Origin of the sequence: Petropleomorpha daqingensis (genome assembly GCF_013408985.1) — a bacterium.
Classification (GTDB): Bacteria; Actinomycetota; Actinomycetes; order Mycobacteriales; family Geodermatophilaceae; genus Petropleomorpha; species Petropleomorpha daqingensis.
Genome location: NZ_JACBZT010000001.1, coordinates 3,901,466 through 3,923,186, shown reverse-complemented (window position 1 = coordinate 3,923,186; position 21,721 = coordinate 3,901,466). Strand labels below are relative to the sequence as shown.

Sequence of the window (21,721 nt, the reverse complement as noted above, 5' to 3'; positions counted from 1 at the left end):
GTCACGGCATCGGCACCGGGGCGGTGGCGAGGACGTCGGACCGGTGCGCCGCGTAGTAGCCCAGGGCGTCGACCGCCACGGCCGTCGCGCTGTTGCCGCCGGTCCCGGGCCCCTGCACCCACGCCGTCACCGCGATCTCCGGGGCGTCCATGGGCGCGACGGCGCTGATCCAGTTGTCGTACTGCCCGTCGGGCAGGCCGCCGTCCTGCGCCGTCCCGGTCTTCGCGCCGACCGGCAGGGGCAGGCCGGCGAGCCGGGTGGCGGTGCCGCCCGTCACCGCCGCGCGCATGCCGGCCTGCACCGGCCCCAGCGCACTTGCGAACGGCAGCGGCGTCGCGGCCGGCGCCGGGAGCGCCGTCCAGCCCGAGGTGCCCGTCCCGACCGCGAGGCCGAGGCGGGGGGTGACGAGGCTGCCGGTGGCGACGGCGGAGGTCCACCGGGCGTTCTGCAGCGGGGTCACCTGCAGCTCCCCCTGCCCGATGCCGAGGATGACGGTCGACCCGCCGTACCAGGCGCGCCCCGCGGACCGGACGGAGTCCGGCGTCCCCAGGTACCCGGCCGACTCCCCGGGCAGGTCGATGCCGGTCCGCTGCCCCACCCCGAGCGCCTGGGCCGTGCCGATGATGGCGTCGGGGCCGAGCGCGACGGCGAGCTTGTAGAAGTACACGTCGTTGGAGATGGCGATCGACTGCACCAGGTTCATCGGCCCCATCGGCTTCCAGTTGTGGAAGACGTGGCCGCCGTAGGTGAAGTCCGCCCCCGTGGGCACGATCTGGTTCGGGCTCCACACCGGGGAGGCCTGGTTGGCCGCGGCGACGACGAGCTTGAACGTCGACCCGGGCGGCGCGACGCCCTGGGTCGCGTGCTCCAGCATCGGCGAACCGGGCGCCTGGGAGGCGGCCTGCAGCGCCGCGGTGTCGATGGGCGGTCCGTAGAGGTTGTCGTCGAAGGAGGGGGTGCTGACGAGGGCGAGCACCTGCCCCGTGCGGGGGTCCATCGCCACGCCGGCACCGATCCGCCCCCGCGGGTGCGGCTGTGCCCGCACGGCCGCGGCCACGCTCGCCGCCAGCTGCTGCTGCAGGCCCAGGTCGAGCGAGAGCCGCAGGTCGGCTCCGGGCACCGGGTCCCGCCGCGCCCCGAGCTCGACCGGCACACCCGCCGGGTCGACGTAGAGGCACTGCTGCCCGTCGATCCCGCGCAGCACCGCGTCGTACTCCTGCTCGAGGCCGGCCCGGCCGACGATCTCCCCGGGCGGCAGGCCCGGCCAGCGCTTCTCGTCGTCCGGGGTGGCCACGCCGGCGAAGCCCAGCACCGGACCGAGCAGGGCCCCGGTCGGGTACACCCGGCGCGGTTCCGGGTCGACCCAGACGGCGGCGATGGCCGCCGTCGTGACCGCGTCGCCGACGCTGCCGGGCACGTCGGCCACCGGCAGCGACAGCGTGGTGGGGTCGGCGGCCCGGAGCTGGGTGCGCAGGTCGGCGGGGAGCCGGCCGATGAGCCCGGCGAGCCGGTCCAGGTCGGCCGGCCGGTCCAGCAGGAGCGCCGGGACGACGACCACCCGGTCCACGCCGCTGCCGACGGCGACGGCGTTCACCGCGAGCGGCGCGTCGTGCCGGTCGACGATCGCGCCCCGCGTCGCGGGCAGCCGGACGCACCGGGTCATCTGGTCCTGCCCGGCGACCTCGAGCGCGGCCCCTTCGGTCGTCTGCAGCCGCCAGCCGTAGAGGCCGAACGCGAGGAGCAGCGCCGAGACGCCGAGCGCGGCCAGCCGGACGAGCCGCGGCCTGGGGTTGCGCCACCTCGCCGTCGCCCACAGCCGCCGCCTTGCGCCGTCCCGGCGGACCGCCAGCACGACGCCGATGGCGGCCAGGTGCACCGCGAGCGCCGTCCCGCCGTAGCTCAGCAGGGGGAACGGGACACCGGCCAGCGGGAGCAGCCCGAGGTTGGCCCCGACCGACACGATCGCCTCGAGCCCCAGCAGCACCGCCAGGCCGCCGCCGACGAGCGCGGCGTGCGCGGAACGCGGGACGCGGCTGGCCAGCGCGAGCCGCCACACGAGGACGATCGCGGCGAGCACCACGGCGGCGCCGGCGACCAGCCCCCACTGCCCCACCAGGCTGGCCAGGGCCAGGTCGGTGTCCCGCTCGGGCAGGTACTGCGCGCGGACGCCGCGCAACGGGTCACCGGTCCGCCCGAACAGCCCGCCGGACCCCAGCGCGATCCGCGCCTGCCGCACCGCCCAGCCCGAGCCGGTCGGCGACTGGTGCGCGCCGACCAGGAAGCTGCCCAGCCGGGACAGCTGGTAGGGCCGCAGGAGGCTGATCGCGAGCGGCGCGAGGACCGCCGCCGCGGCGGCCAGCGGGAGCAGGAACCGCGCGGGCACGCGACCGAGGACGAGCATCGCGCCGGTGAGGACGGCGAGCAGCGCCGCGGTGCTGAGGTCCGGCTGGAGCAGCGTGAGCCCGATCGGGACCGCGGCGAGCAGCAGGGCGACCGTGAACCGCTGCCAGGCCGGCCGCTCCGAGCCGAGGACGGCGGCGAGGGCCAGCAGCAGCCCCAGCTTGGCCAGCTCGGAGGGCTGGAAGGTGAACGAGCCGAGCGCGATCCACCGGGTGGCCCCGTTGGCGGACCGGCCGAGACCCAGGACGCCCACCAGCAGGACGATCGACGTGCCGTACGCGAGCCAGCCGAGGACGCCGAGGTAGCGCACGCGGGTCCGCCAGAACACCCCGAGGGCGAGCAGGCCCGCGGCCGCGATCGTGCCCTGCCGCACCGCCAGGCCGGTCTCCCCGACGAGGCGCAGGTTGACCAGGCCGAGTACGACCACCCCCAGGGCGGCGGCGACGGCGAGCAGGTCGAACACCCCGCCGAGGCGGTTCCGGCGCCGCTCCCGGGTCATCGGTCAGCCCGTTCCGGTGCACGAGCCCACGGACACCGGCGGCGACGCCGCGACCGCCGGGGAACCGGTGACGGCGACCACCGCCACGGACGACAGGGCCGGCAGAGCGACGACGCCGACCGCGACGGCCTGCTCGCCGTTCGGGGCCACGGGGACCGTTCCCCCCGGCGCGGTGCTCGTGGCGCCGGTGCACCTGTCGACGAGCAGGTAGGACCAGGTCACGGTCTGCGGGTCGGCGCGGGGCGCCAGCCGCACGAGGAGCCGCAGCGTGCACGCGCCGCCGGGGGCGCACGGCGCGAGCGGGCGCAGGTCGACCCGGGTCACGCTCCCCGCCGCCGCAGGGGCCGGTGCCCGGACGGGCGGACCGTCGGACGTCGCCGCGGACGTCGTCCTCCCCCCGCCGCGACCGGCGTCCAGGAGCATCCCGACGTCGGCGGAGATCTTGCCGCGCAGGACGACGACCTCCACGAGGACGACCGCCGCGAGCACCAGGACCGACAGCAGCCACGCGGCCACCCGCCGTCCCCTGTTCGTCGTCTCCAGCGGAGCGGCCCGTCCGGACCGGGCGGCCGCCGATGGCGCGCGGGCCGGGCCGCCCTCGCCCCGAGCACCCGCCGGGACGGCGGCCACCAGGGCAGCGAGCTCGGCGCGGACGGCGTCGCGGTCGATCGCGGCGGCCGCCTCCGCGAGCCTCCGGGCGACGGCGGCGACGCCCACCCGCGGCAGGTCGAGCGCCGCCCGGTCGAGCTCGTCCAGCAGCGGATCGGTGGCGGGATCGGGCCGTCTGCCCGGGAACCGCGCGGCGGCGGCGATCTCCTCGAGCCGTGCCGCGACCGGTCCGGGATCCGCGGCGGGCCCGGACCGCGAGGCCGCGTCGGCGAGCACGCCCGCGCCGGTCTCGAGGGCCTGCTGCGGGGTGAGCCTGGCGAGGGCCAGCAGCCGGCTCAGCTCCACGCCGGCTGTGGGGCCTGGCGGCGGCTCGACGTCCTCGGGGACGTGGAGGGGCTCGACCGCCCGCGGAGTCGCCAGATCCGTCACCGAGCGCCACCCCCGCCCAACCGCTGCTGACTGGGCCATCCCCCGTGACGATCAGTCGATGCTGACCCGCGAAGGACCGGATGTCACGCGGTTCCCGCGCGCCGCTCAGACGCGGTCGTCGGGCAACCCGGCGGTCACGGTGTCGAGCAGCCGGCGGTGCGCGTCGGACAGCGCGGCCAGCTGCCGGCGCAACCGGAGCACCTCGGCCTCGAGCGCCTCGACGCGGGCCGACGGCGCCGGGCCGGACCGCACGACGGGCTCGGGCGGGACGACCGGAGCCGAGCTCGGGGCCGGGCTCGGCGCCGGGCTCGGCCGGCGGACCGGTTCGACCTCAGGGCGCCGGACGGCGCTCGCCGGGATCCGCCAGACCGTGCGCTGTCCCTGCAGCACCTGGTCGCCGGCGAGGGTGCCCGCCCGCAGCTGCGCGCGGACCGCCGCCGGGGTGATCTGCCGGAGCCGGGCCACCTCGTCGACGGTGAGGTAGTCGTCCGTCATGGTTGCGCAACTCCGTCGTCCTGGGTTGCGCACCAGCATGACGACCGACCGGACGTCGAGCAATCTGACCCGCTGCGCAGTCACGAAAACCCTCCGCCACATGTGCGCAAATGGCTCCCTCTGATTTGCGCAACTAGGGGTCGCACTGCTCGATGTGGTTGCGCAAGTGCGTCAGGAGTGCGCAACTTGCGGATCCGCTCCCCCGAGCGAGCCGTGCGGGAAACAGCCGAACTCCCGGGGTGGACCCCCCGAGTGGGACGGATGTGATTGCCGACGGAGAACTCCCGGGACGCGCCCCGCGAGTCGGCCGGGAGGGGTCCGGACGCCGTGTCAGGATCCGGGAGCTGAATGACCACCGTGCAACTCGAGGAGAACGCGTGCCGACCAGCACCACCGCGCCCGCCCGGGCCCGCCGCACCTCGCGCGAGCCGGGTTTCTACACCCGGGCGCAGGTCGAGGACGACCTCCGGCTGACCGCGACCGAGCTCGACACGTTCGAGCGGGCCGGGGTGCTGGGCGCCGAGCAGCGCCGCCGCCGCGGCGACACCCGGCCGGTCCTCTACTCGACCAGCGACCTGGCCGTCGGCCGGTTCGCGATGGCCGCGCACCGGCTCGGGGTCCGCGGCGAGCAGCTGCGCCGGCTCAGCGACGCCCTGCGGCTCAAGCGCAAGCGGCTGCAGCCCGGGTGGAGCGGCCTGGTCGTCATCGACGGGGACGGCGATGTCGAGCTGCTGAACGACCCGACCGGCCTGGCGGACTACCTGCGCAGCTACCCGCTGCCGGACGCCTCGCTGCTGGTGATCACGCTGACGGTGCCGGCGGTGCAGCCGGCCACCGCGGCCGCCTGAGAAAGCGTCGTGACGATGCGCCCGCACACCGCCGCAGACCTGCCCCCGTGAGGGGCGTCATGGGGTGACATCCCCGGAAACGCAACGTGGCACCAGCCGGCCAGCTGATGCCACGCACACGCCCGACGACCTGCAACAGCCACCGGAGTAGACGCCAGTCAGGCTAGCAGGGTCCGCCGGGTCTTTCTGTTGCCTTCGGGACGCCTGGGTCCGCTGATGCGGTGCCGCGCGTCCTGCGCCTGAGAAAGCTTCCTTCCCCATGCCCTCTTCCCCTCCCCCGCACCTGGGGGACCCGGTGACGACCGCTGCCCGGCCGGCGCTCGTCTTCGAGGTCACCAAGACCATCGCCGCCTACACCACCGACGGGCTCGCCCCCGGCGGCGGCCTGAAGGTGACCGTCATGCCCGAGGCCGCCCTGCAGCTGCAGCGCGCGCTCGGCGTGAAGCTGTTCTCCGCGCTGTTCACGCTGATCTGCATGGCCGGCGACGACGGCTCGCGGCTCGTGGTCGACACCAACGCGGCCCGGCTCGCCGAGCAGCTCGGCTGCAGCCGGCAGAAGGCCGGCGAGATGGTGACGCACCTGGAGCAGGCCGGCTTCCTCGACCGCGAGCAGGCCCGTGGGATCGGCGGCCGCGCCGACCGGTTCGGCCGCGGTCGGTACGTGCTGTGCCCGGAGCTCTACCGGGCGGTCGAGCGGCGGCAGACCCTCACGCACAGTGAGCGCCCGCTGGGCGACGTCCCCACCGTCGTCACGAAAGCTGACACCGGTTCCCAACCGACCGGTGTCGCGAAAGCTGACACCACGTCGACCGGTGTCGGCGGACGTGACACCGGTGGCCGATCCGCAGGTCGCACCGGTGGCAGGTTCTCCGACACCGGTGCGCGCAGTCACCCTCATGAGGATGGGATGAATGACGATCATCCATCTCCCGGAACCACCGACGCGCGGCTGACGCCGCCGTCGGTCGCCGGTCTGCCGGCCGCCGAGGTCGTGCGACTGCTCGAGCAGTGGGGCGTGTTCGACGCCGAGACCGTCGTCCGGACCGCCGACCCGGCTGTCCTCGACGCAGCGCTGCGCGAGATCTCCGCCCGGTTCGGCGAGATCAAGAATCCCGGGGCCTACCTGCGCCGGCTGCTCGCCGGCAGCACGCCCGCACCGCAGCCGGCCCCGCCGGTCGCCGTCGTCCCCCCACCGCTGCCCACCCCGGTCGTCGCGCCGGCTCCCGTCGCCGACCAGCCCGAGGGACGACGGCTGCCCGAGTACAGCGGCGAGCAGCTCGTCGCCGTGTACGCGGGGCTGGCCCCGGAAGCCCGGGCCGAGGTCGACCGCGCACTGGGCCGGATGGCCGACGTCGCCGGGACCGGCTGGTGCCACGTCCCGGGGCTGATCCGGCCGCGTCGGCTGTACCTGGTCGGCGTCCTGGAGCGGCTGGGCCTGCTGACCTAGCGGCGGGCTGCCCGGCGGAGGCTGACCGCGGTGCTGCCGAGGGCGGCGACCGGCAGCAGCCACCAGGCGGGCAGGCCCGCCTCGACCAGCCCCCAGCTGCCGAGCAGCCCGACGAGCACGGCGGCCGCGACCGTCCAGTCGTCGCCGACCACGAAGTCGATCCAGAACTCGGCGAAGGCGCGCAGCCAGCGCAGGACGATCACCGGGACTCCAGGGACGCCGAGCGCCGCCACCCGCGGACGAGGGACAGCAGCCCCACCCCGGCGCCCGCGTACAGGGCGACCAGCCCCAGCAGCGAGACCTCGTCCCCGGGCCAGCCGACGCCGATCCCCTGCCCGGCCCAGAACGTGCCGAACGCCGACAGCAGGGCCCCGACGAACAGCTGCAGCGCCCGCCGCGGGATGCGCGCGATCCACCGGTAGGTCAGCGCGCCGACGGCGGCGAGGACCACGACGGCGGCCGCCGCGCCGACCACCGCGGAGCCGAGGGCGCCGGCCGCGCCGCCGACGGCGACCACGATGATCGCGACCTCGAGCCCCTCGAGCGAGACGCCCTTGAACGACAGCACGAAGCCGGTCCAGTCGAACCGGTCGGGCGGCACGTCGCCCTCGTCGACGTGCTCCTCTCCCTGGCCGATCGCCCACCCGCCGGCGGCGATGCGGAGGACGCCCTTGCGCAGCCACTGCAGCCCGAAGACCAGCAGCAGCGCCCCGACGACCAGCCGGATCGGGGCCAGCGGGACCGTGCGCAGGGCGGTGCCGAGCGCGGCGACCAGGGCCACGAGCACGACCAGCCCGCCGCCGGCGCCGGCCAGCGCGGCCCGCCACGACCGGGTGCTCCCGACCGCGACCACGATGGCGACCATCTCGATGACCTCGATGGCGGCGGCGAAGAACGTGGTGACCAGGACGGGGACGTTCACGGGCCCACGGTAGGCGGGAAACCTGTCCGGCACGGAGCGGTCAGGCGGCGGGGGCCAGCGCCGGGCCGCGGGTGGGCAGCGCCCGGACCGCCGCGGCCGACGGGCTCGAGCGACGGGCGAGCAGCGTGCAGACCAGGACGGCGCAGCCGAAGCCGATGCCGGCCGCGGCGAAGACCGTCGGCTCGTGCCGCAGCAGGGCGTAGCTCAGCCACGAGGCGTTGGCGGCGGCGCCGAGCCGGTACCGGATCGCCGAGAGCCCGGAGAGGTCCTGCGTCCGGTCGCGCAGCATGCTCAACGGCTGCACGCACGCGGTGCCCGCACCGACGACCGAGACCAGCGCACCGAGCGCCGTGCCGACCTCCACCCGGTCCGCCCCGAGGAGGACCACCGACAGGGCGCTGCCCGCGGCGATCGTCACGAGGCCGGCCGCGCCGGCCGCGGACCGCAGCAGGGCGGTCCGGGTGCGCAGGTGGGACTGGGAGAACAGCAGTGCCGCCAGGACGGCGGTGTTGCCCGCACCGACGACGGCGTTGGTGACGATCTGCGCCGGGTCGCGGGTGAGCAGGCCGAAGGTCAGCCAGGAGGCGTTGAGCCCGACGGCGAGCCAGGCGGCCGCCGGCGAGAGGCCGCGGGTGCGGCCGCGGCGGCAGGAGAGCCAGACCTGCGGCCAGACGAGGCAGATGGAGAGGGCAGCCGCGAGGAAGCCGAGAGCGGCGGTCATGGTGGAGCGGGATCCGTTCGGTCGGGGCCAGGGGTGGGCCACCGGCCGGGAACCGGCCGCACGGATCGAACCGTCGTCGAGCGGGGGCGAGCGTTGCAGGGTGACCACAGACGTTCTCGGCACGGATCGCGTGTTGCTGAACGAGATCCGCCGTGATGCCTCTGTGACCTTGTTCATGCACCCCGGGAGGGTGAGCGGCGCTGGCGTCCGAGGCGCTGACGTGCGGCGGGGCCCGCCAGGTGGGCGCGCCACGGACCCGTAGGCCCTCTGTCGCCCACCCGGCGAGGTGGCGACATCATGCCCTATCGGAACGCCGTCGGGCGGATCATCCGCGCCGATCCGGTCAGACGAGGAGCAGAACCCCCAGCTCCCGGGCCGCGCGCACAGCCGCGCCCCGTCCGGAGACCTGCAACTTGGACTCCAGCCGGCGGATCCGCGTCCGCGCCGTGTTCCCGGAGACCGCCAGCGACTCCGCGATCTGCGCCGTCGACCGGCCGTCGGCCAGGCACCGCAGGAGGACGACGTCCCGAGGGTTCAACGCCGGCGGCGAAGCGAGCTGGGTCATGCGGACCTCCCAGGGAGTGACCTGGCACCGCGGCCCCCACCCTAGGGGGCGTCGGCCCAGTTGGCGCCGGTCTCGGCGCGCCATGCGTCGACCGCGGCCTCGACGGTCGGGAAGAAGTGCCGCGGCTCGATCTCGCGGGTGAGGCCGTAGCGCTCGACCTTGCGCCGCACCGGGTCCTTGAGCTCGGCGAGCACCAGGGTCTGGCCGCGCTCGTCGAGCAGCCGGTCGAGGTCGAAGAGCATCTCGGCCGCGGTGGTGTCGACGTCCGTGATCGGCTCGGCGGCGACCACCACCCACCCGGGCGACGGCACCGTCCGGGCCAGCCCGACCACCTCGTCGCGGAAGGTCTTGGCGTTGGCGAACAGCAGCGGTGCGTCGAACCGGTAGATCACCAGACCGGGCAGCCGGCGGGCCGCCGGGTAGGAGCGGACGTCGTGGAAGCCGGGCACGCCCTCGGCCAGCCCGAGCGTCGTCGAGTACGGCCGCCAGGCGTGCCGGAAGACGTTGAGGATCGACAGCGCCACGGCGATCCCGATGCCCGGCAGCACGCCGAGCAGCGCCACCCCGGCGAATGCGACGAGCGACAGGGTGCACTCGACCCGGCGCTGCCGCCACAACCGGACCACGCTGCGCACGTCGGCCAGCGAGAGCGCCGCGGTGATCACCACCGCCGCCAGCGCCGCCTGCGGCAGGTCCCGGAACAGGCCCGGCAGGAACACGATCATCACGATGATCAGGGCCGCGCCGGTGACCCCGGTCAGCTGGGTGCGCGCCCCGGCGCGCTCGGCGACCGCCGTCCGGGAGCCGCTGGTGCTCACCGGGAACCCCTGGAACAGGCCGGCGGCGAGGTTGGCCGTGCCGATCCCGATCATCTCCTGGTTGCCGTGCACCTCCTGGCCGGTGCGCTCGGCGAAGGCCGACGCGGTCGACATGGTGTCGGCGAGCGCGACCAGGGCGATCGCCACCGCCCCGCCGGCGAGCGGGGCGAGGTCGGACCACCCGATGTCGGGCAGCGTCAGCGGCGGGAAGCCCTGGGGCAGCACGCCGACCAGGCTCACGCCCCGCTCCTCCAGGTCGAGCAGGGCGCTGAACGCGATCGCCAGCACGACCATGACCAGCACCGCGGGCACCTTCGGCCACCACCGCTGCAGGGCGAGGACGACGACGATGCCGCCGACCCCCACCGCGAGCGCGGCGGGCACCGTCTCGCCGTCCGCCACCCCGCGCACGAACGCGGCGATCTCCTGCAGCAGCCCGTCGGCGTCCACGGAGAAGCCGAAGAGCTTCGGCAGCTGCCCGACGATGATCGTGAGGGCGAGGCCGTTGAGGTAGCCGATCATCGTCGGCTTGGACAGCAGGTCGGCGACGAAACCGAGCCCGGCCCAGCCCGCGACCACCATGACCACGCCGACGAGCAGCGCCAGGGTGGAGGCGAGCGCGACCGCCCGGTCGGGGTCCGAGCCGGCGACCACCAGCGGCGCGATCGTCGCGAAGATCATCGGGCCGAGCGAGGAGTCCGGGCCGAGCACCAGGATCCGCGACGGCCCGAACACCGCGTAGGCGAGCAGGCAGGTGATCGACGTGTACAGGCCCGTGATCGACGGCAGCCCGGCCAGCTGCGCGTAGGCCATGCCCTGCGGCACGAGCAGCGCGGTCAGCACCGCCCCGGCGACGAGGTCCTTGGGCAGCCACGCCCGGCGGTACCCGCGCAGCGCGTCCACCCCCGGCGGCACCAGGCGCACGGCGCGCTCACCGATCGCGGGGCGTCAGCTCGCGGCAGGTCTGGCGCAGCCGCTTCTCCGCGAGGATCGGGACGAACGTCTGCACCCGGGCGGTGGCGAAGCCGCCCAGCACCTCGACGGCGAGCCGGCGCAGGTGCGCCGGATCCAGGCCGAACTCGGCGTGCAGCCGCGCGACGAGGGAGTCGACGACGGGATCCCCGCCGGCGAGCGGGGCGTCGTCCTCGGGGATGACCACAGCGGCGGTCAGGGACACCGGTCGAGCGTCGCGGCTGCGCCGCGCACCGGGCATCATCCGTGCCGGATGAGGACCCGCGGTCAGGGCGACGGATCGATCTTCCAGGCCACCAGGCCGAACAGGACGCCGAGGGCGTTGAACGCCCAGTGCGCCAGGGCGCTGGCCACGACGCTGCCGCTGCGCCGGCGCAGCTCGCCGAAGACCAGGCCGCCGAGGGTGGTCAGCAGGACGGCGCCCCCGGTGACGAGCACACCGCCGGTGCCGACCGCCTCCCCCACCCCCTTGTTCGAGCTGCCGACGTTCAGGGAGGGCAGCACGTGCCAGAACCCGAACAGCACCGACGTCGTGACCAGCACCTGCCACTGCCGCAGGTGCCGGCTCAGCACGCCCCAGAGGACCGAGCGGAAGGCCAGCTCCTCGAGCAGCACCGTCCCGAACGGGATGGTCACGAACACAGTGCGCAGGCCGTCGCCCAGCGGCACGTCGTACCGCGCGTCCTGGAACAGCGGCCGGAAGACGGGGATGAGCACGCCGACGACGTAGACCGCGCCGATGACACCGACCGCGCCGAGCCCCCAGCGCAGGCCGGACCTCAGCCGGTCGCGGCCCAGGCCCAGCTGCGACCAGGTCAGCCCGTCCAGCCGCGCCCAGGCGAGCAGGGCGCCGCCCTCGATCGCGCGCACCCACCAGGGCGGGTGCAGGACGTGGTCGGTGACGTTGATCCCGGCGAGGACGACGACGACCGCGCCCGACACCCGCCGGTAGCGGCGGCGGACCGCCGAGGTGGTCACCGGCGCTCCGCTCACCCGATCAGTTCCCGCAGTCGCTGGGTGTCGGCGTCGGTCCAGTTCGGGGGCTGCGCGACGTCGGCCCACCCGTTGGCGTAGTCCGCCGAGTACTTGTGGCCGTGCCCGTCGGGCACGTTCACGGCGAACACCATGTCCGCGGTGACCTGCCAGAACGTGACGAACGGGATCCACACCATGCTCTGCGAGACGTCCGGCCCGCGGGTGCCGCGCAGCCAGTCGGGGTGGCTGAAGATCAGCCGCGGCGACCACCACACGATGGGGTCGGAGGCGTTCTGCAGGTAGACGACCCGCGGTGTGCTCCAGGGCCCGGGCGGTTGGCTCAGGTCCTGGGGCTCGTCGGCGAAGCGGGCGGTCTTCCCGTCGTCCACCACCGGCCGCCACTCCGGCGAGCCGGACTCGCGGTCGGCGACCAGCCCGCGCCACAGGTCGTTGAAGTTCGGGGGGCCGGCCCAGAGCACGCCGTCCGTGCGGTTGACGATGTCGGCCAGCCCGCTGAAGGCGGCCTCGCCGCCGAAGGTGCCGAGGCTCTCGCCGAAGACGTAGAGCTTGGGTCGCGAGCCTTGGGGCAGGTTCGCCCAGACGCCGTAGACCGCGTCGAACAGCGCCCGTCCGGCGTCGCGGGCCTTGGCCTGGTCGACGAGGAAGGACAGCCAGCTGGGCAGGTACGAGTACTGCATCGCGACCATCGCGGTGTCGCCGTTGAACTCGTACTCCAGCGCGGTGCTCGCCGCCGGGTCCACCCAGCCGGTGCCCGTCGTCGTCGCCACGACCAGGACCGAGCGGTCGAAGCCGCCCGCCCGCTGCAGGTCGCGCACGGCGAGCGCCGCTCGCTCGCCGGCGTCGTCCGACGACGCGAGCCCGGCGTACGCCCGGACCGGCTCCAGCGCCGGCCGGCCGGAGAAGGCGGTGAGCTCGTCGGGGGTCGGCCCCGTGCCGACGAAGTTGCGGCCCTGCAGGCCCAGGTCGGCCCACGGGATCAGCGAGGCCGGGCTGCCGGACCGCTCCGGGGCGGTGGGCTCGACCGCCCCCTTCTCGGTGCCGTCGTCCTTGACGCTGAACGCCGAGTTGGCCGCGTTGATCAAGCCCTGGAAGAGGACGCCGTTGAGCAGGAAGATCACCAGGGCGCCGGCCACGAGGACCCCGAGGGGCCGGGCCATCCGGCGCGGCAGGAAGCGGCTGAACAAGCGGACCAGCGCGCGACCCAGCCAGCGCACGCCCCGCCCGATCTGCACGAACAGCGCGAAGGTCAGCACCGCGACGACGACGATCCCGATCGCGGTGTAGCCCGCGGGTGCCTTCAGGCCCATGAGCTCGTGGATCTGCTTCTGCCAGCGCGCGCCCAGGACGAGCATGACCACGACCAGGACCGTCCCCAGGACGGCGAGCACCTGCCAGGCGCGCCGGCGGAAGCCGGGCGACATCCGGGTCGCGGTCAGCTCGGCGACGAACCACGCGAGGGCCACGAACACGCCGTAGCCCAGGGCCGCGGTGATGCCGGCGATGAGGCCCTGCAGCAGCCAGCCGCGGGGCAGCAGCGAGGGGGTCAGGGAGCTGCAGCCGAAGAGCAGGGCGCCGAGGGTTCCGTTCCAGGTGTAGCGCGGCAGCCACCGCCACCGTCGCCGCGGAGGCCGGGACCCCACCGCGGCGGGCTCCGAGGGTGCCCGCGGGGTGGGGACCTCCGTGCCGCCGGCCGCAGACGTCGTCGTCGTCATGCCCTGCTCCGCTCGTCGGAGACCAGACGCTAAGGGGCTTGCGCAGGGCCGGGACTCCTACCGGGAGGATGAACCGCAGGACCGGCGCGGGGGCCACCATGCGGGCATGGGCCAGGTGCCGGCACGCAGCCACGCCCCCGGTGTCGGCGTGGTCATGGCCGCGGCGACGGCCCCGGGCACGTTCGCCGGCTCGCTCTCCCGCCGCAGCGCGCTCGACCAGGGACTGGTGACCGGCCTGGCCACCGGGTTGCACTACCTGCTCGCCGCCGGTGGGCAGGACACCCTGGAGGCGACCGCCCGGTTCCTCATCGACGGGAAGACGTCCCCGGCGGTCCGGCGGGCGGGCGCCATCGCGGTCGACGGCGCGGCGGTGCCGCTCGGGCTGCTCGTGCTCCGGGCGCTCCCGCCGCGCGCCGACGACCCGCTGCGCGGTCTCGTGCGCCAGGCGGCCTGGCGGCTCGGCGCGACGGGGTTGTGCGGCGCGCTGCTCGGCGGCGCCGAGCTCGGCGCGCAGGCGCTGGACGACCGGCTGCGGCTGGATGGCCGGCTCGCCCGCCTGCCGCTGGCGATCCCGGTCGGCCTCGCGGTCGCGTTCGTGCTGGACCTGCTGCGCGGGCGGGAGGGCGAGGAGGGGCAGTCCTCGGACGGCGCACCGCCGGCGCTCTCCTCGCTCGGGATCGCCACCGGCGTGGTCGGCGGGCTCTCCGCTGCCGGGTACGGCGAGCACCTGCTCGCCGACCTCGCCGGGCGCCGGCTGTCCGCCGTCCTGCCCGGGCCACCGGAGCTCTGGCGCTTGACCGGGCACGCCGGCTCCCTCGTCGCACTGGCGAGCGGGGCCTCCACGGTCTGGCACCGGGCGATGCGCGGGATCGAGGCCGGGACCTCGGCCGACGTCCCGGTGCTCGAGGACGACGAGGCCGAGCGGTGGGTGCCCTCGACGGTGAGCGGCGGACCCGGCAGCCTCGTCCCGTGGGCGGGCCTGGGCCGCGAGGGGCGCCGGCACGCGCTCGCCACGGTGCGCCCCCAGCCGCTCGCGAACCGGCCGGACGGGACGCCGGACCTGTCGATCGAGACGGTGATGGGCACGCCGGCCCGCGCCGCTCCCGTGCAGGTCTACGTCGGGCTGGACAGCGCGCCGACCCCCCGCGAGCGCGTGGACCTGGCGATGGCCGAGCTGGAGCGCACGGGGGCCCTCGACCGGTCCCTGCTCGTGCTGGTCTCCCCCACCGGCACCGGCTACGTCAACTACGTCGCCATGGCCGCCGTCCAGTACCTGACGCTGGGCGACGTCGCCTCCGTGACGCTGCAGTACTCCCGCCGGCCGTCACCGCTCTCGCTGGGCATGGTCAAGACCGCCCGCGAGCAGAACCGGCTGCTGTGCCTGCGGGTGCTGGAGCGCATCCGGGCGCGCGGTGGCGGGCCGCGCGTCGTGCTGTTCGGCGAGAGCCTCGGTGCGCACACCAGCCAGGACGTCTTCCTCCACTGGGGCACGCTGGGCCTCGAGGCGATGGGCGTCGACCGCGCGCTGTGGCTCGGCACGCCGTACGGCAGCAAGTGGATGCGGCAGGTCACCCGCGGCGACCGGCTCGACGTCGACCGGGACACCGTGGCCGTGGTGAACGACCACGACGCGCTGACCCGGCTCACCGAGGAGCGCGGAACGCCGCCGCGGTTCGTGCTGCTCAGCCACGACAACGACGGCGTCACCCGGTTCGGGCTGGACCTGCTGTGGTTCCCGCCGGACTGGCTCGGCCCCGACCGGCCGACGCCCGAGCCGGTCCCCGACGCCAGCCCGCGCGGCATCCCCCGGGCCATGCGCTGGCGCCCGGTGACGACGTTCTTCCAGAGCCTGGTGGACATGAAGAACGCGCAGACGCCGGGGCCGTACCGGGCCTTCGCGCACGACTACCGCGCCGACCTGCCGCGGTTCCTCAGCGACGTCTACGGGCTGCCCGTCGCGCCGGACCAGCTGCGCCGCATCGAGGAGGCGCTGCAACTGCGCGAGAGCGTGCGCGAGAAGCTCTTCACCGCCGCGGCCCCCGCCGGCTGACCCTCGCGAAGTGGTCGGGACCCTCGCGGTGCGCCGCGAGGGCGGCGACCATTCGGCGAGGGTGAGGCGTCCGGGGGCCGGGCGGTCGCACCCTGCGCACCATGCGGGAGAGCCTCGAAGCACACCTCGGGTCGCGGCAGGTCGGCAAGGTCGTCTACGGCTCGATCATCGGCCTCGCCCTGGTCGTGGCCCTCTCCGGTCACCCGCCGACGTCCGCCGTCATGGCGATCTGGCTCGTGGGGACGGCGGTCGCGGTCGGCCTGGCCGAGGTCTACGCGGAGTACGTGGGCACCGAGACCCGCACCCGGCAGCCGGTCACCCGCACGCAGTGGCGGCACATGGCCGAGGACGCCGTCGCGGTCGGCTTCGGCGTCGCCTTCCCGGCCGTGTTCTTCCTGCTCGGCGCGCTGCACGTGCTCGACCTCGACACCGCGTTCGCGGTCGCGAAGTGGTCGGGGTTGGGGCTGATCGGCTTCTACGGCTTCTGGGCCGCGCGGTTCGCCGGTGCCCCACCGCTCCGGGCGCTGCTCAAGGGCGTGCTCGTGGCGCTGATCGGTGCCGGGCTGATCGTGCTCAAGTCACTCGTGCACTGACCTCACGCCGGCCGGACCGGCCCCGACATGTCCCGGCGCCACGTCGCCTCGTCGTGCAGCCCGTGGTACTGGCCGTCGCCGGTGACCGTCGTCCGGTAGTAGTCGTCGTCCACCGGCACGGACCGTCGGCCCGTGAACCGCAGCTCCCCGGCGTCCGGGGGGCGCGTGCACAGGTAACCGAGCGGGCCCAGGATCGGCAGCACGAAGAAGACGACGACCCACGCGACCTTCAGCCACGTCTTCAGCTCGGCCCGGGCGAACAGGTCGGTCAGGACGACGACGAGCAGCCACACCCAGAGGGCGAACCCGAAGAAGATCAGCATCGTCCAGATGATGTTCTGGAGCGGGAAGTCACTCCCCGAGACCGCTGCGAGCACGGTGCACCTCCGTCGGAAGGTTCGTCGGGAAGAGCCTGGCCCGGACGCCGGCGCGCCCCCTCATCCCGCGAGGGTGACGCGACCGGTGCCCGAGAGGTCAGGAGCCGAGCAGCAGCACGCCGGCCAGCGACAGCCCGGCGATGAACACGGTGGCGAACGTCGCGACCGCGAGCACCCGGCTGCTGCCCCGGAACAGCGACGCCAGCCGGACGCCGGCGCCCATCCCGAACAGCGCGGCCCCGAGCGCGGCCACCTGCACCTGCGAGATCGCGCCGAGCACGCCCTCGGGGACGATCCCGGTGCTGCGCAGCGCCGCGCAGGCGACGAAGCCCAGCACGAACAGCGGCACGATCGGCGGCCGCTTGGCGCCCGCCTCGCCGTCCGCCCCGCCACCCGGCTCGGCGAGCCGGCGCCGCACGCTGACCGCCGCGACGACGGGGGCCAGCAGCACCACCCGGGTCAGCTTGGCGACGACGGCGATGGCGACCACCGCGGCCCCGCCCGCGCCCGCCGCCGCGACGACCTGCCCGACCTCCTGGATGCTGGCGCCGGCCCAGATGCCGAACTGCGCGTCCGACAGGCCCAGCGGGTGCCACAGCAGCGGCAGCGCCACCATCGCGATCGTCCCGAACAGGGTGACCATCGCGATCCCGACCGTGACGTCCTCGTCGTCGGCCCGGGCGGTGTCCTCCATCGCGGCGATGGCCGAGGCCCCGCAGATGGCGAACCCGGTACCGATGATTAGGCTGCGCGCCCGGCCCAGCCGGAGCCGGTTGCCCAGCCACGTCGTGACGACGAGCGTGGCGACCAGCGAACCGGCCACGAGGGCGATCGTGCCGATGCCGAGCGCCGCGATCGAGGCGAACGAGACCGAGAAGCCGAGCAGGACGATCCCGATCCGGAGCAGTCGCTTGGTCAGCTTGCCCAGCGCCTGCCGGGCCGCCGCGGGCAGCAGCCGGGTGTTGCCGGCCACCATCCCGAGGAAGACGGCCCAGGTCAGGACGCCGATCGCGGGCACGAACCGGTGGGCGAGCAGGGCGCCGCCCAGGCCGAGGGCCGCGGCCAGCAGGCCGGGCCACCGGCGGGTGGGGGTGGACGGCGCGTCCGCGGGCGGCGGCGCTGCCGCACCGCGGACGGCCGGGTCCACCGAGGAGGCGGTCATGCCGAGGCGAGGGCCGGCTGCCGGGCCTCGGCCAGCAGCTCGTCCACCAGCGGCAGCGCGCCCGGCCACTCGCCGAACCCCGACGCGGGGTTCAGGTGGCCGACCGGCCCGAGCTCGTGCACCCGGCTGCCCCAGGCACGGGCCAGCGACCGCAGCCGCACCGGGTTGGCCAGCGGGTCGTTCTCGCTGGCCGCGACGATGCTCGGGAACGGCAGCGGCAGCCGCGGGATCGGCAGCCAGCCGTGCGTCCGCAGCTGGCGGATCGACGGGTACTCCGGCGGCAGCTCGGTCGCCAGGGTCGGCGGGGTGGCGAGCACCGCGCCCGCCACCGCCGAGCCGCGGTACCAGATCGCCCAGTGCGCGACGACCAGGCAGCCGGCGCTGTGCGCGACGAGGACCACCGGACCCCGCGCCTGCGCGACGACCTGCTCGAGCAGCGACACGCGCGCGTGCAGGCTGGGCTCCGTGCGGCCGAGCGGGCGGACCGTCCGGACGTCCGGCCGGCTCGCGGCCAGCCGCGTCTGCCAGTGGTCGGCGACCTCCCCGCGCAGGCCCGGGACGAGGACGAGGGTCGGCCGGGTCACCTGGTCACCGCCTGCGCGGTCACCTTCGCCAGGCTCTTCGGGTAGACCTTGCGGCCGATCAGCAGCGCGACCAGGGCGCCGGCAGCGGCCAGCGGCACGATCTGCATGGCACCGGCCAGGCCGAGCCGGTCGGCGAGGATGCCGGTGACCAGCGGGCCGGCCGCCAGGCCGAGCAGGTTGTTCGCCAGCGTCAGCGTGCCCAGGGCGGTGGCGCGGATCGACTCGTGGGTCAGGTTGGAGACCATCGCGCCGGCCGGGCCGGAAGTGCCGGCCGCGAAGAAGACGCCGATCGCCAGCAGCAGCAGCTGCGCGCCACCGGGGGCCAGGGAGAACCCGATCCCCAGGAAGACCAGCGAGGCGCTCGTGTAGACGATCGCCGTCGTCCACTTGCGGATGGGCAGGTGCCGGGCCAGCCGGTCGGTCACCGTGCCGCAGACGATCATGCCGACGCCCATGAGCAGGATGGCGATCGCGGCGACGCCGGCCGCCTTGTCCGCCGGCAGGCCGTAGGTGCGGCCGAGGTAGCTCGGCAGCCAGGCGAACAGCGAGCCGGCGATGAACAGCTGCAGGCCGCTGCCGACGTAGGCGCAGATGACCGCGGGCGTGCTGAACAGCGTGCGCAGCTTCGCCCGCTCGCCGGGGGTCGCGACCTGCGAGCCGTCGGCGGGGTCGACGACGCGGTGGCGGGCCAGCTTCGCGTCGGTGATGAACAGGCGGTACAGCGCGACCAGGACCAGGCCCAGCAGCGCCATGACGGCGAACGACCAGCGCCAGCCCAGGTGGACGGCGAGGGAGCCGCCGAGCGCGACCCCGACGACCGAGCCGAACGAGCCGCCGGCCATGAACGCACCGGTGAACGAGGCCCGGCGGTAGGCGGGGAACACCGCGAGGACGACGGCCAGCCCGACGCTGCCGTAGGCGGCCTCACCGACGCCGATGAACAGGCGGGAGAGCATCAGCTCCCCGTAGTTGGCCGAGAGCGCCGAGCCCAGCGTGGCGAGGCTCCAGATGACCGCCATGAGGACGATCGCCTTGCTGCGGCCCCAGCGGTCGCCAAGCAGGGACAGCGGGACGGCGAGCAGGCCGACGGTCAGCGCGACGACGCTGGTCAGCGCCCCGAGCTGGGTGTCGGTGAGCGCCCACTCCGCCTTGAGGAAGGGGAAGACGGCCGAGAGGACCTGCCGGGACATGTAGTCCGAGAGCAGCAGGGCGAACGTGAGGGTGAAGACGATCCACGGAAAGGCCCGGCGAACCCGGGTCGTGGGGGCCCGGTCAGCGAGAACCGGGCTCTGGGGGGCCACAGTGGCCATGTCGACGCTCCGATGCGACGAGCAGGGTGCCGGGGTCCCGGCAGGGGGTGGGTCGACGTCGGATCCCCGTGGTTCGCGAGTCGACGATGGCGCGTGGGGTGCGGGAAGGGAAGCCCGCACCCCACGCGGACGGCCGAGGAGGACCGTCGGATCAGGCGGTGCTGATCGGGCGGTTCGTGCTCAGGCGTGGTGCAGGAAGCCGACCTGGCCGGGCTTGCGGTTCGGCGGGTAGCCGAGCTTCGCCAGCGCCTCGTCGGTGCTGCCCCAGTGCTCGTCGAGCTTGTAGATCTCGCGGGCCTCCTTGCCCGTCGCGACCTCGCGGCCGAGCTCCGTGGCGATCCGGACCAGCTGCTCGATGGCGGCGACCGAGGTGATCTTCTCGCCGGGCTTGCGCCACAGCGTGTCCTCGTTGCCGCAGCGGGTGTGCAGGCCCAGGGCGAGGGCCATCGCGTTGATCGGCAGCACGTTGCGCTGGATGCTCTCCAGGGTCAGCGACGCGCCGTCGGGCACCCGGCGGATGAACTCCATCATCGTGTACGGGTTCGGGCCGTCGAAGCCGCCGCCGATCGCCACCCAGGTGATGTTGAGCGGGCCGGTGTAGACGCCGCGGCGGACCATCCGCTCCACGGTCTCCAGCTGCGCGGAGTGGGCCAGCTGGAAGTGCGGCTGGATGCCGTTGGCGACCAGGCGGCGCAGGTGCTCCTCGACCCACGCGGGGTTGGCCGGCACCTCCATGTTGCGGTAGGTCTCGTACAGCTCCGGCCGCTGGAACGACGTGCCCTCGATGTCGGAGTCGGTCATCAGCTCGACGATGTTCATCTGCGAGGTGTTGATCGCGATGGTCACCTGGTCGGGCTTGGGGTCGAGCTCGGCGAGCATGTGCCGGGTGTCGTCGGACAGCCACTTGGCCTCGGCGCCGTCGCCCTCCGGGGCGAAGGAGATCGAGCCGCCGACCTGCAGGATCATGTCCGGCACGGCCAGGCGCAGCCGGCCGAGCAGCTCGTTGAACTGCGACATCCGCTTGGAGCCCTTGCCGTCGAGCTCGCGCACGTGGATGTGCAGCACGGTGGCGCCGGCGTTCCAGCAGTCCACGGCCTGCTGCACGTGCTGGTCCATGGTCAGCGGGATGTCCTCGGGGAAGTCGGCGGGCTCCCACTCGGGGCCGTACGGGGCCGCGGTGATGACCAGCTTCTCCTGGTTCTCCGGGAACAGGGAGTCGTCGAGGAAGTACACGGGGAATCGCTCCTTTGCGAGGGGTGGGAGAGAGTGGGGGTCAGAAGGAAGGGGTGCCGACGATTCCCGCGCGCTCCATCTTGCGGACGGCGGGCCAGTAGTCCTGGACGGCGTAGTGCTGGGTCGCGCGGTTGTCCCAGATGGCGAAGCTGTTCTTCGTCCAGCGCCAGCGGACCTGGTACTCCGGGACGGCGGCCTGGCGGATCAGGTAGTTGAGCAGCTCGCTCGCGCCCGGCGCGTAGTCGAACCCGAATCGCACGTTCTCCGGCGTGTGGAAGTTGACGAAGTGCGTCGTGAACGCGTTCACGAACAGGATCTCCTCGCCCGTCTCCGGGTGGGTCCGCACGACCGGGTGCTCGGCGTCGGGGAACGTGGCGTGCAGGGCGCGCCGCTTCTCCTCCGGCATCGAGGCGCCGAAGCTGGCCTCGATGCTGTGCCGCGCCCGCAGGCCGGCGATCTGCTGCTTCACGTGCTCGGGCAGCCGGCGGTAGGCCTCGACCATGTTCACCCAGATCGTGTCGCCGCCGACGGGCGGCGACTCGACGCACCGGAGCACCGAGCCCATGGGCGCGACCTCGCGCCAGGTGGCGTCGCAGTGGAAGGCGTTCTCGTAGTGCTCGGGCGCGCTGTCCAGGTCCTTGTAGATGCGCACCAGACCGGGGTGGTCGGGGTCGCTGCCGGCCACCGGGTGGTCCTCGAGCGGGCCGAAGCGCTCGGCGAGGGCGACGTGCTCGCCGCGGGTGATGTCCTGGTCGCGGACGAACAGGACCTTGTACTGCAGCAGCAGGGCCTTGAGCTCGGCGAAGAGCTCGGCGTCGCGGGACGCCCGGGCCAGGCTGACGTTGCGCAGCTCGGCGCCGATGGTCGCGGTCAGCGGGACGACCTCGATCGAGTGGGCGCCGGTGGTGAAGGAGGGCCAGGCCTCCCGCTCCACGGTGGAGTCGACGACGACGGACACGGTTCTCTCCTTTGAGGGGGT

Annotated in this window: 21 protein-coding genes; 4 read left to right on the top strand and 17 right to left on the bottom strand. The window is 74.5% G+C overall.

What is annotated here, in order from left to right; genetic code table 11:
• Position 1 precedes the first annotated feature (1 nt).
• The 3 genes from GGQ55_RS19440 to GGQ55_RS19430 all read right to left on the bottom strand — a co-directional run bounded on the left by GGQ55_RS19440 (position 2) and on the right by GGQ55_RS19430 (position 4,432).
• Positions 2-2,899, bottom strand: coding sequence for an FtsW/RodA/SpoVE family cell cycle protein (locus tag GGQ55_RS19440; RefSeq protein WP_179719549.1), 2,898 nt, complete (start codon positions 2,897-2,899; stop codon positions 2-4).
• Positions 2,900-2,902: 3 nt separating this feature from the next.
• Positions 2,903-3,937 (bottom strand): hypothetical protein, encoded by a 1,035-nt coding sequence (locus GGQ55_RS19435; protein WP_179719547.1) that lies wholly within the window; start codon positions 3,935-3,937, stop codon positions 2,903-2,905.
• A gap of 105 nt (positions 3,938-4,042) precedes the next feature.
• Positions 4,043-4,432 carry a hypothetical protein gene (locus GGQ55_RS19430; protein ID WP_179719545.1) on the bottom strand — a complete coding sequence of 130 codons (390 nt, stop codon included), beginning with the start codon at positions 4,430-4,432 and terminating at the stop codon, positions 4,043-4,045.
• 377 nt (positions 4,433-4,809) lie between these two features.
• Here GGQ55_RS19430 and GGQ55_RS19425 point away from each other — a divergent pair, with 377 nt between their 5' ends.
• Both GGQ55_RS19425 and GGQ55_RS19420 read left to right on the top strand, forming a co-directional pair.
• Positions 4,810-5,280, top strand: coding sequence for a hypothetical protein (locus GGQ55_RS19425; protein WP_179719543.1), 471 nt, complete (start codon positions 4,810-4,812; stop codon positions 5,278-5,280).
• A gap of 295 nt (positions 5,281-5,575) precedes the next feature.
• Positions 5,576-6,727 carry a hypothetical protein gene (locus GGQ55_RS19420; protein ID WP_179719541.1) on the top strand — a complete coding sequence of 384 codons (1,152 nt, stop codon included), beginning with the start codon at positions 5,576-5,578 and terminating at the stop codon, positions 6,725-6,727.
• Here GGQ55_RS19420 and GGQ55_RS19415 read toward each other — a convergent pair.
• The 8 genes from GGQ55_RS19415 to GGQ55_RS19380 all read right to left on the bottom strand — a co-directional run bounded on the left by GGQ55_RS19415 (position 6,724) and on the right by GGQ55_RS19380 (position 13,433).
• Positions 6,724-6,930, bottom strand: coding sequence for a hypothetical protein (locus GGQ55_RS19415; RefSeq protein WP_179719539.1), 207 nt, complete (start codon positions 6,928-6,930; stop codon positions 6,724-6,726). The two genes, GGQ55_RS19420 and GGQ55_RS19415, sit on opposite strands and share 4 nt — an antisense overlap.
• Entirely contained in the window at positions 6,927-7,649 is a 723-nt protein-coding gene (locus GGQ55_RS19410; protein WP_179719537.1) for a hypothetical protein, read from the bottom strand. Before GGQ55_RS19410 ends, GGQ55_RS19415 begins: the two co-directional genes overlap by 4 nt.
• A gap of 40 nt (positions 7,650-7,689) precedes the next feature.
• Positions 7,690-8,370, bottom strand: a complete 681-nt coding sequence (locus tag GGQ55_RS19405; RefSeq protein ID WP_179719535.1) for a SemiSWEET transporter — start codon at positions 8,368-8,370, stop codon at positions 7,690-7,692.
• 343 nt (positions 8,371-8,713) lie between these two features.
• Complete coding sequence (locus tag GGQ55_RS19400) at positions 8,714-8,935, bottom strand: response regulator transcription factor (protein ID WP_179719533.1); 222 nt, start codon at positions 8,933-8,935, stop codon at positions 8,714-8,716.
• 41 nt (positions 8,936-8,976) lie between these two features.
• On the bottom strand, positions 8,977-10,677 hold the full coding sequence (locus tag GGQ55_RS19395) for a SulP family inorganic anion transporter (RefSeq protein ID WP_179719531.1): 1,701 nt from the start codon (positions 10,675-10,677) through the stop codon (positions 8,977-8,979).
• A 7-nt stretch (positions 10,678-10,684) separates the two neighbouring features.
• The gene (locus GGQ55_RS19390; protein ID WP_179719529.1) at positions 10,685-10,930 is read right to left on the bottom strand and encodes a three-helix bundle dimerization domain-containing protein; all 246 of its coding nucleotides are present in this window, start codon (positions 10,928-10,930) and stop codon (positions 10,685-10,687) included.
• A 62-nt stretch (positions 10,931-10,992) separates the two neighbouring features.
• Entirely contained in the window at positions 10,993-11,703 is a 711-nt protein-coding gene (locus GGQ55_RS28560; protein WP_179719527.1) for a CPBP family intramembrane glutamic endopeptidase, read from the bottom strand.
• Between the two features lie 11 nt (positions 11,704-11,714).
• Positions 11,715-13,433 carry an alpha/beta hydrolase gene (locus GGQ55_RS19380; protein WP_179719525.1) on the bottom strand — a complete coding sequence of 573 codons (1,719 nt, stop codon included), beginning with the start codon at positions 13,431-13,433 and terminating at the stop codon, positions 11,715-11,717.
• 106 nt (positions 13,434-13,539) lie between these two features.
• On the opposite strand from GGQ55_RS19380, the gene GGQ55_RS19375 reads away from it, so the two are divergent.
• Together GGQ55_RS19375 and GGQ55_RS19370 are read left to right on the top strand one after the other, a co-directional pair.
• On the top strand, positions 13,540-15,483 hold the full coding sequence (locus tag GGQ55_RS19375; protein ID WP_179719523.1) for an alpha/beta-hydrolase family protein: 1,944 nt from the start codon (positions 13,540-13,542) through the stop codon (positions 15,481-15,483).
• A 101-nt stretch (positions 15,484-15,584) separates the two neighbouring features.
• Entirely contained in the window at positions 15,585-16,076 is a 492-nt protein-coding gene (locus GGQ55_RS19370; RefSeq protein WP_179719521.1) for a hypothetical protein, read from the top strand.
• A gap of 2 nt (positions 16,077-16,078) precedes the next feature.
• On the opposite strand, the gene GGQ55_RS19365 is transcribed toward GGQ55_RS19370, so the two are convergent.
• The 6 genes from GGQ55_RS19365 to GGQ55_RS19340 form a co-directional block, all read right to left on the bottom strand.
• A complete protein-coding gene (locus GGQ55_RS19365; protein ID WP_179719519.1) occupies positions 16,079-16,453 on the bottom strand; it encodes a PLDc N-terminal domain-containing protein in 375 nt (124 codons plus the stop codon).
• A gap of 97 nt (positions 16,454-16,550) precedes the next feature.
• Entirely contained in the window at positions 16,551-17,615 is a 1,065-nt protein-coding gene (locus GGQ55_RS19360) for a YeiH family protein (RefSeq protein WP_179719517.1), read from the bottom strand.
• Entirely contained in the window at positions 17,612-18,199 is a 588-nt protein-coding gene (locus GGQ55_RS19355) for an RBBP9/YdeN family alpha/beta hydrolase (protein WP_179719515.1), read from the bottom strand. The genes GGQ55_RS19360 and GGQ55_RS19355 overlap by 4 nt, the downstream gene beginning before the upstream one ends.
• Positions 18,196-19,509 (bottom strand): MFS transporter, encoded by a 1,314-nt coding sequence (locus GGQ55_RS19350; RefSeq protein ID WP_179719513.1) that lies wholly within the window; start codon positions 19,507-19,509, stop codon positions 18,196-18,198. The genes GGQ55_RS19355 and GGQ55_RS19350 overlap by 4 nt, the downstream gene beginning before the upstream one ends.
• Positions 19,510-19,689: 180 nt before the next feature.
• Entirely contained in the window at positions 19,690-20,742 is a 1,053-nt protein-coding gene (locus GGQ55_RS19345) for a beta-keto acid cleavage family enzyme (RefSeq protein WP_179719511.1), read from the bottom strand.
• A gap of 40 nt (positions 20,743-20,782) precedes the next feature.
• On the bottom strand, positions 20,783-21,700 hold the full coding sequence (locus GGQ55_RS19340; RefSeq protein WP_218859349.1) for a TauD/TfdA dioxygenase family protein: 918 nt from the start codon (positions 21,698-21,700) through the stop codon (positions 20,783-20,785).
• Positions 21,701-21,721 lie beyond the last annotated feature (21 nt).

Coding starts and splice junctions, on each gene's coding strand:
- GGQ55_RS19440 (WP_179719549.1), bottom strand. CDS start 2,899: ATGACCCGGGAGCGGCGCCGGAACCGCCTCGGCGGGGTGTTCGACCTG.
- GGQ55_RS19430 (WP_179719545.1), bottom strand. CDS start 4,432: ATGACGGACGACTACCTCACCGTCGACGAGGTGGCCCGGCTCCGGCAG.
- GGQ55_RS19405 (WP_179719535.1), bottom strand. CDS start 8,370: ATGACCGCCGCTCTCGGCTTCCTCGCGGCTGCCCTCTCCATCTGCCTC.
- GGQ55_RS19400 (WP_179719533.1), bottom strand. CDS start 8,935: ATGACCCAGCTCGCTTCGCCGCCGGCGTTGAACCCTCGGGACGTCGTC.
- GGQ55_RS19380 (WP_179719525.1), bottom strand. CDS start 13,433: ATGACGACGACGACGTCTGCGGCCGGCGGCACGGAGGTCCCCACCCCG.
- GGQ55_RS19375 (WP_179719523.1), top strand. CDS start 13,540: ATGGGCCAGGTGCCGGCACGCAGCCACGCCCCCGGTGTCGGCGTGGTC.
- GGQ55_RS19370 (WP_179719521.1), top strand. CDS start 15,585: ATGCGGGAGAGCCTCGAAGCACACCTCGGGTCGCGGCAGGTCGGCAAG.
- GGQ55_RS19360 (WP_179719517.1), bottom strand. CDS start 17,615: ATGACCGCCTCCTCGGTGGACCCGGCCGTCCGCGGTGCGGCAGCGCCG.
- GGQ55_RS19350 (WP_179719513.1), bottom strand. CDS start 19,509: ATGGCCACTGTGGCCCCCCAGAGCCCGGTTCTCGCTGACCGGGCCCCC.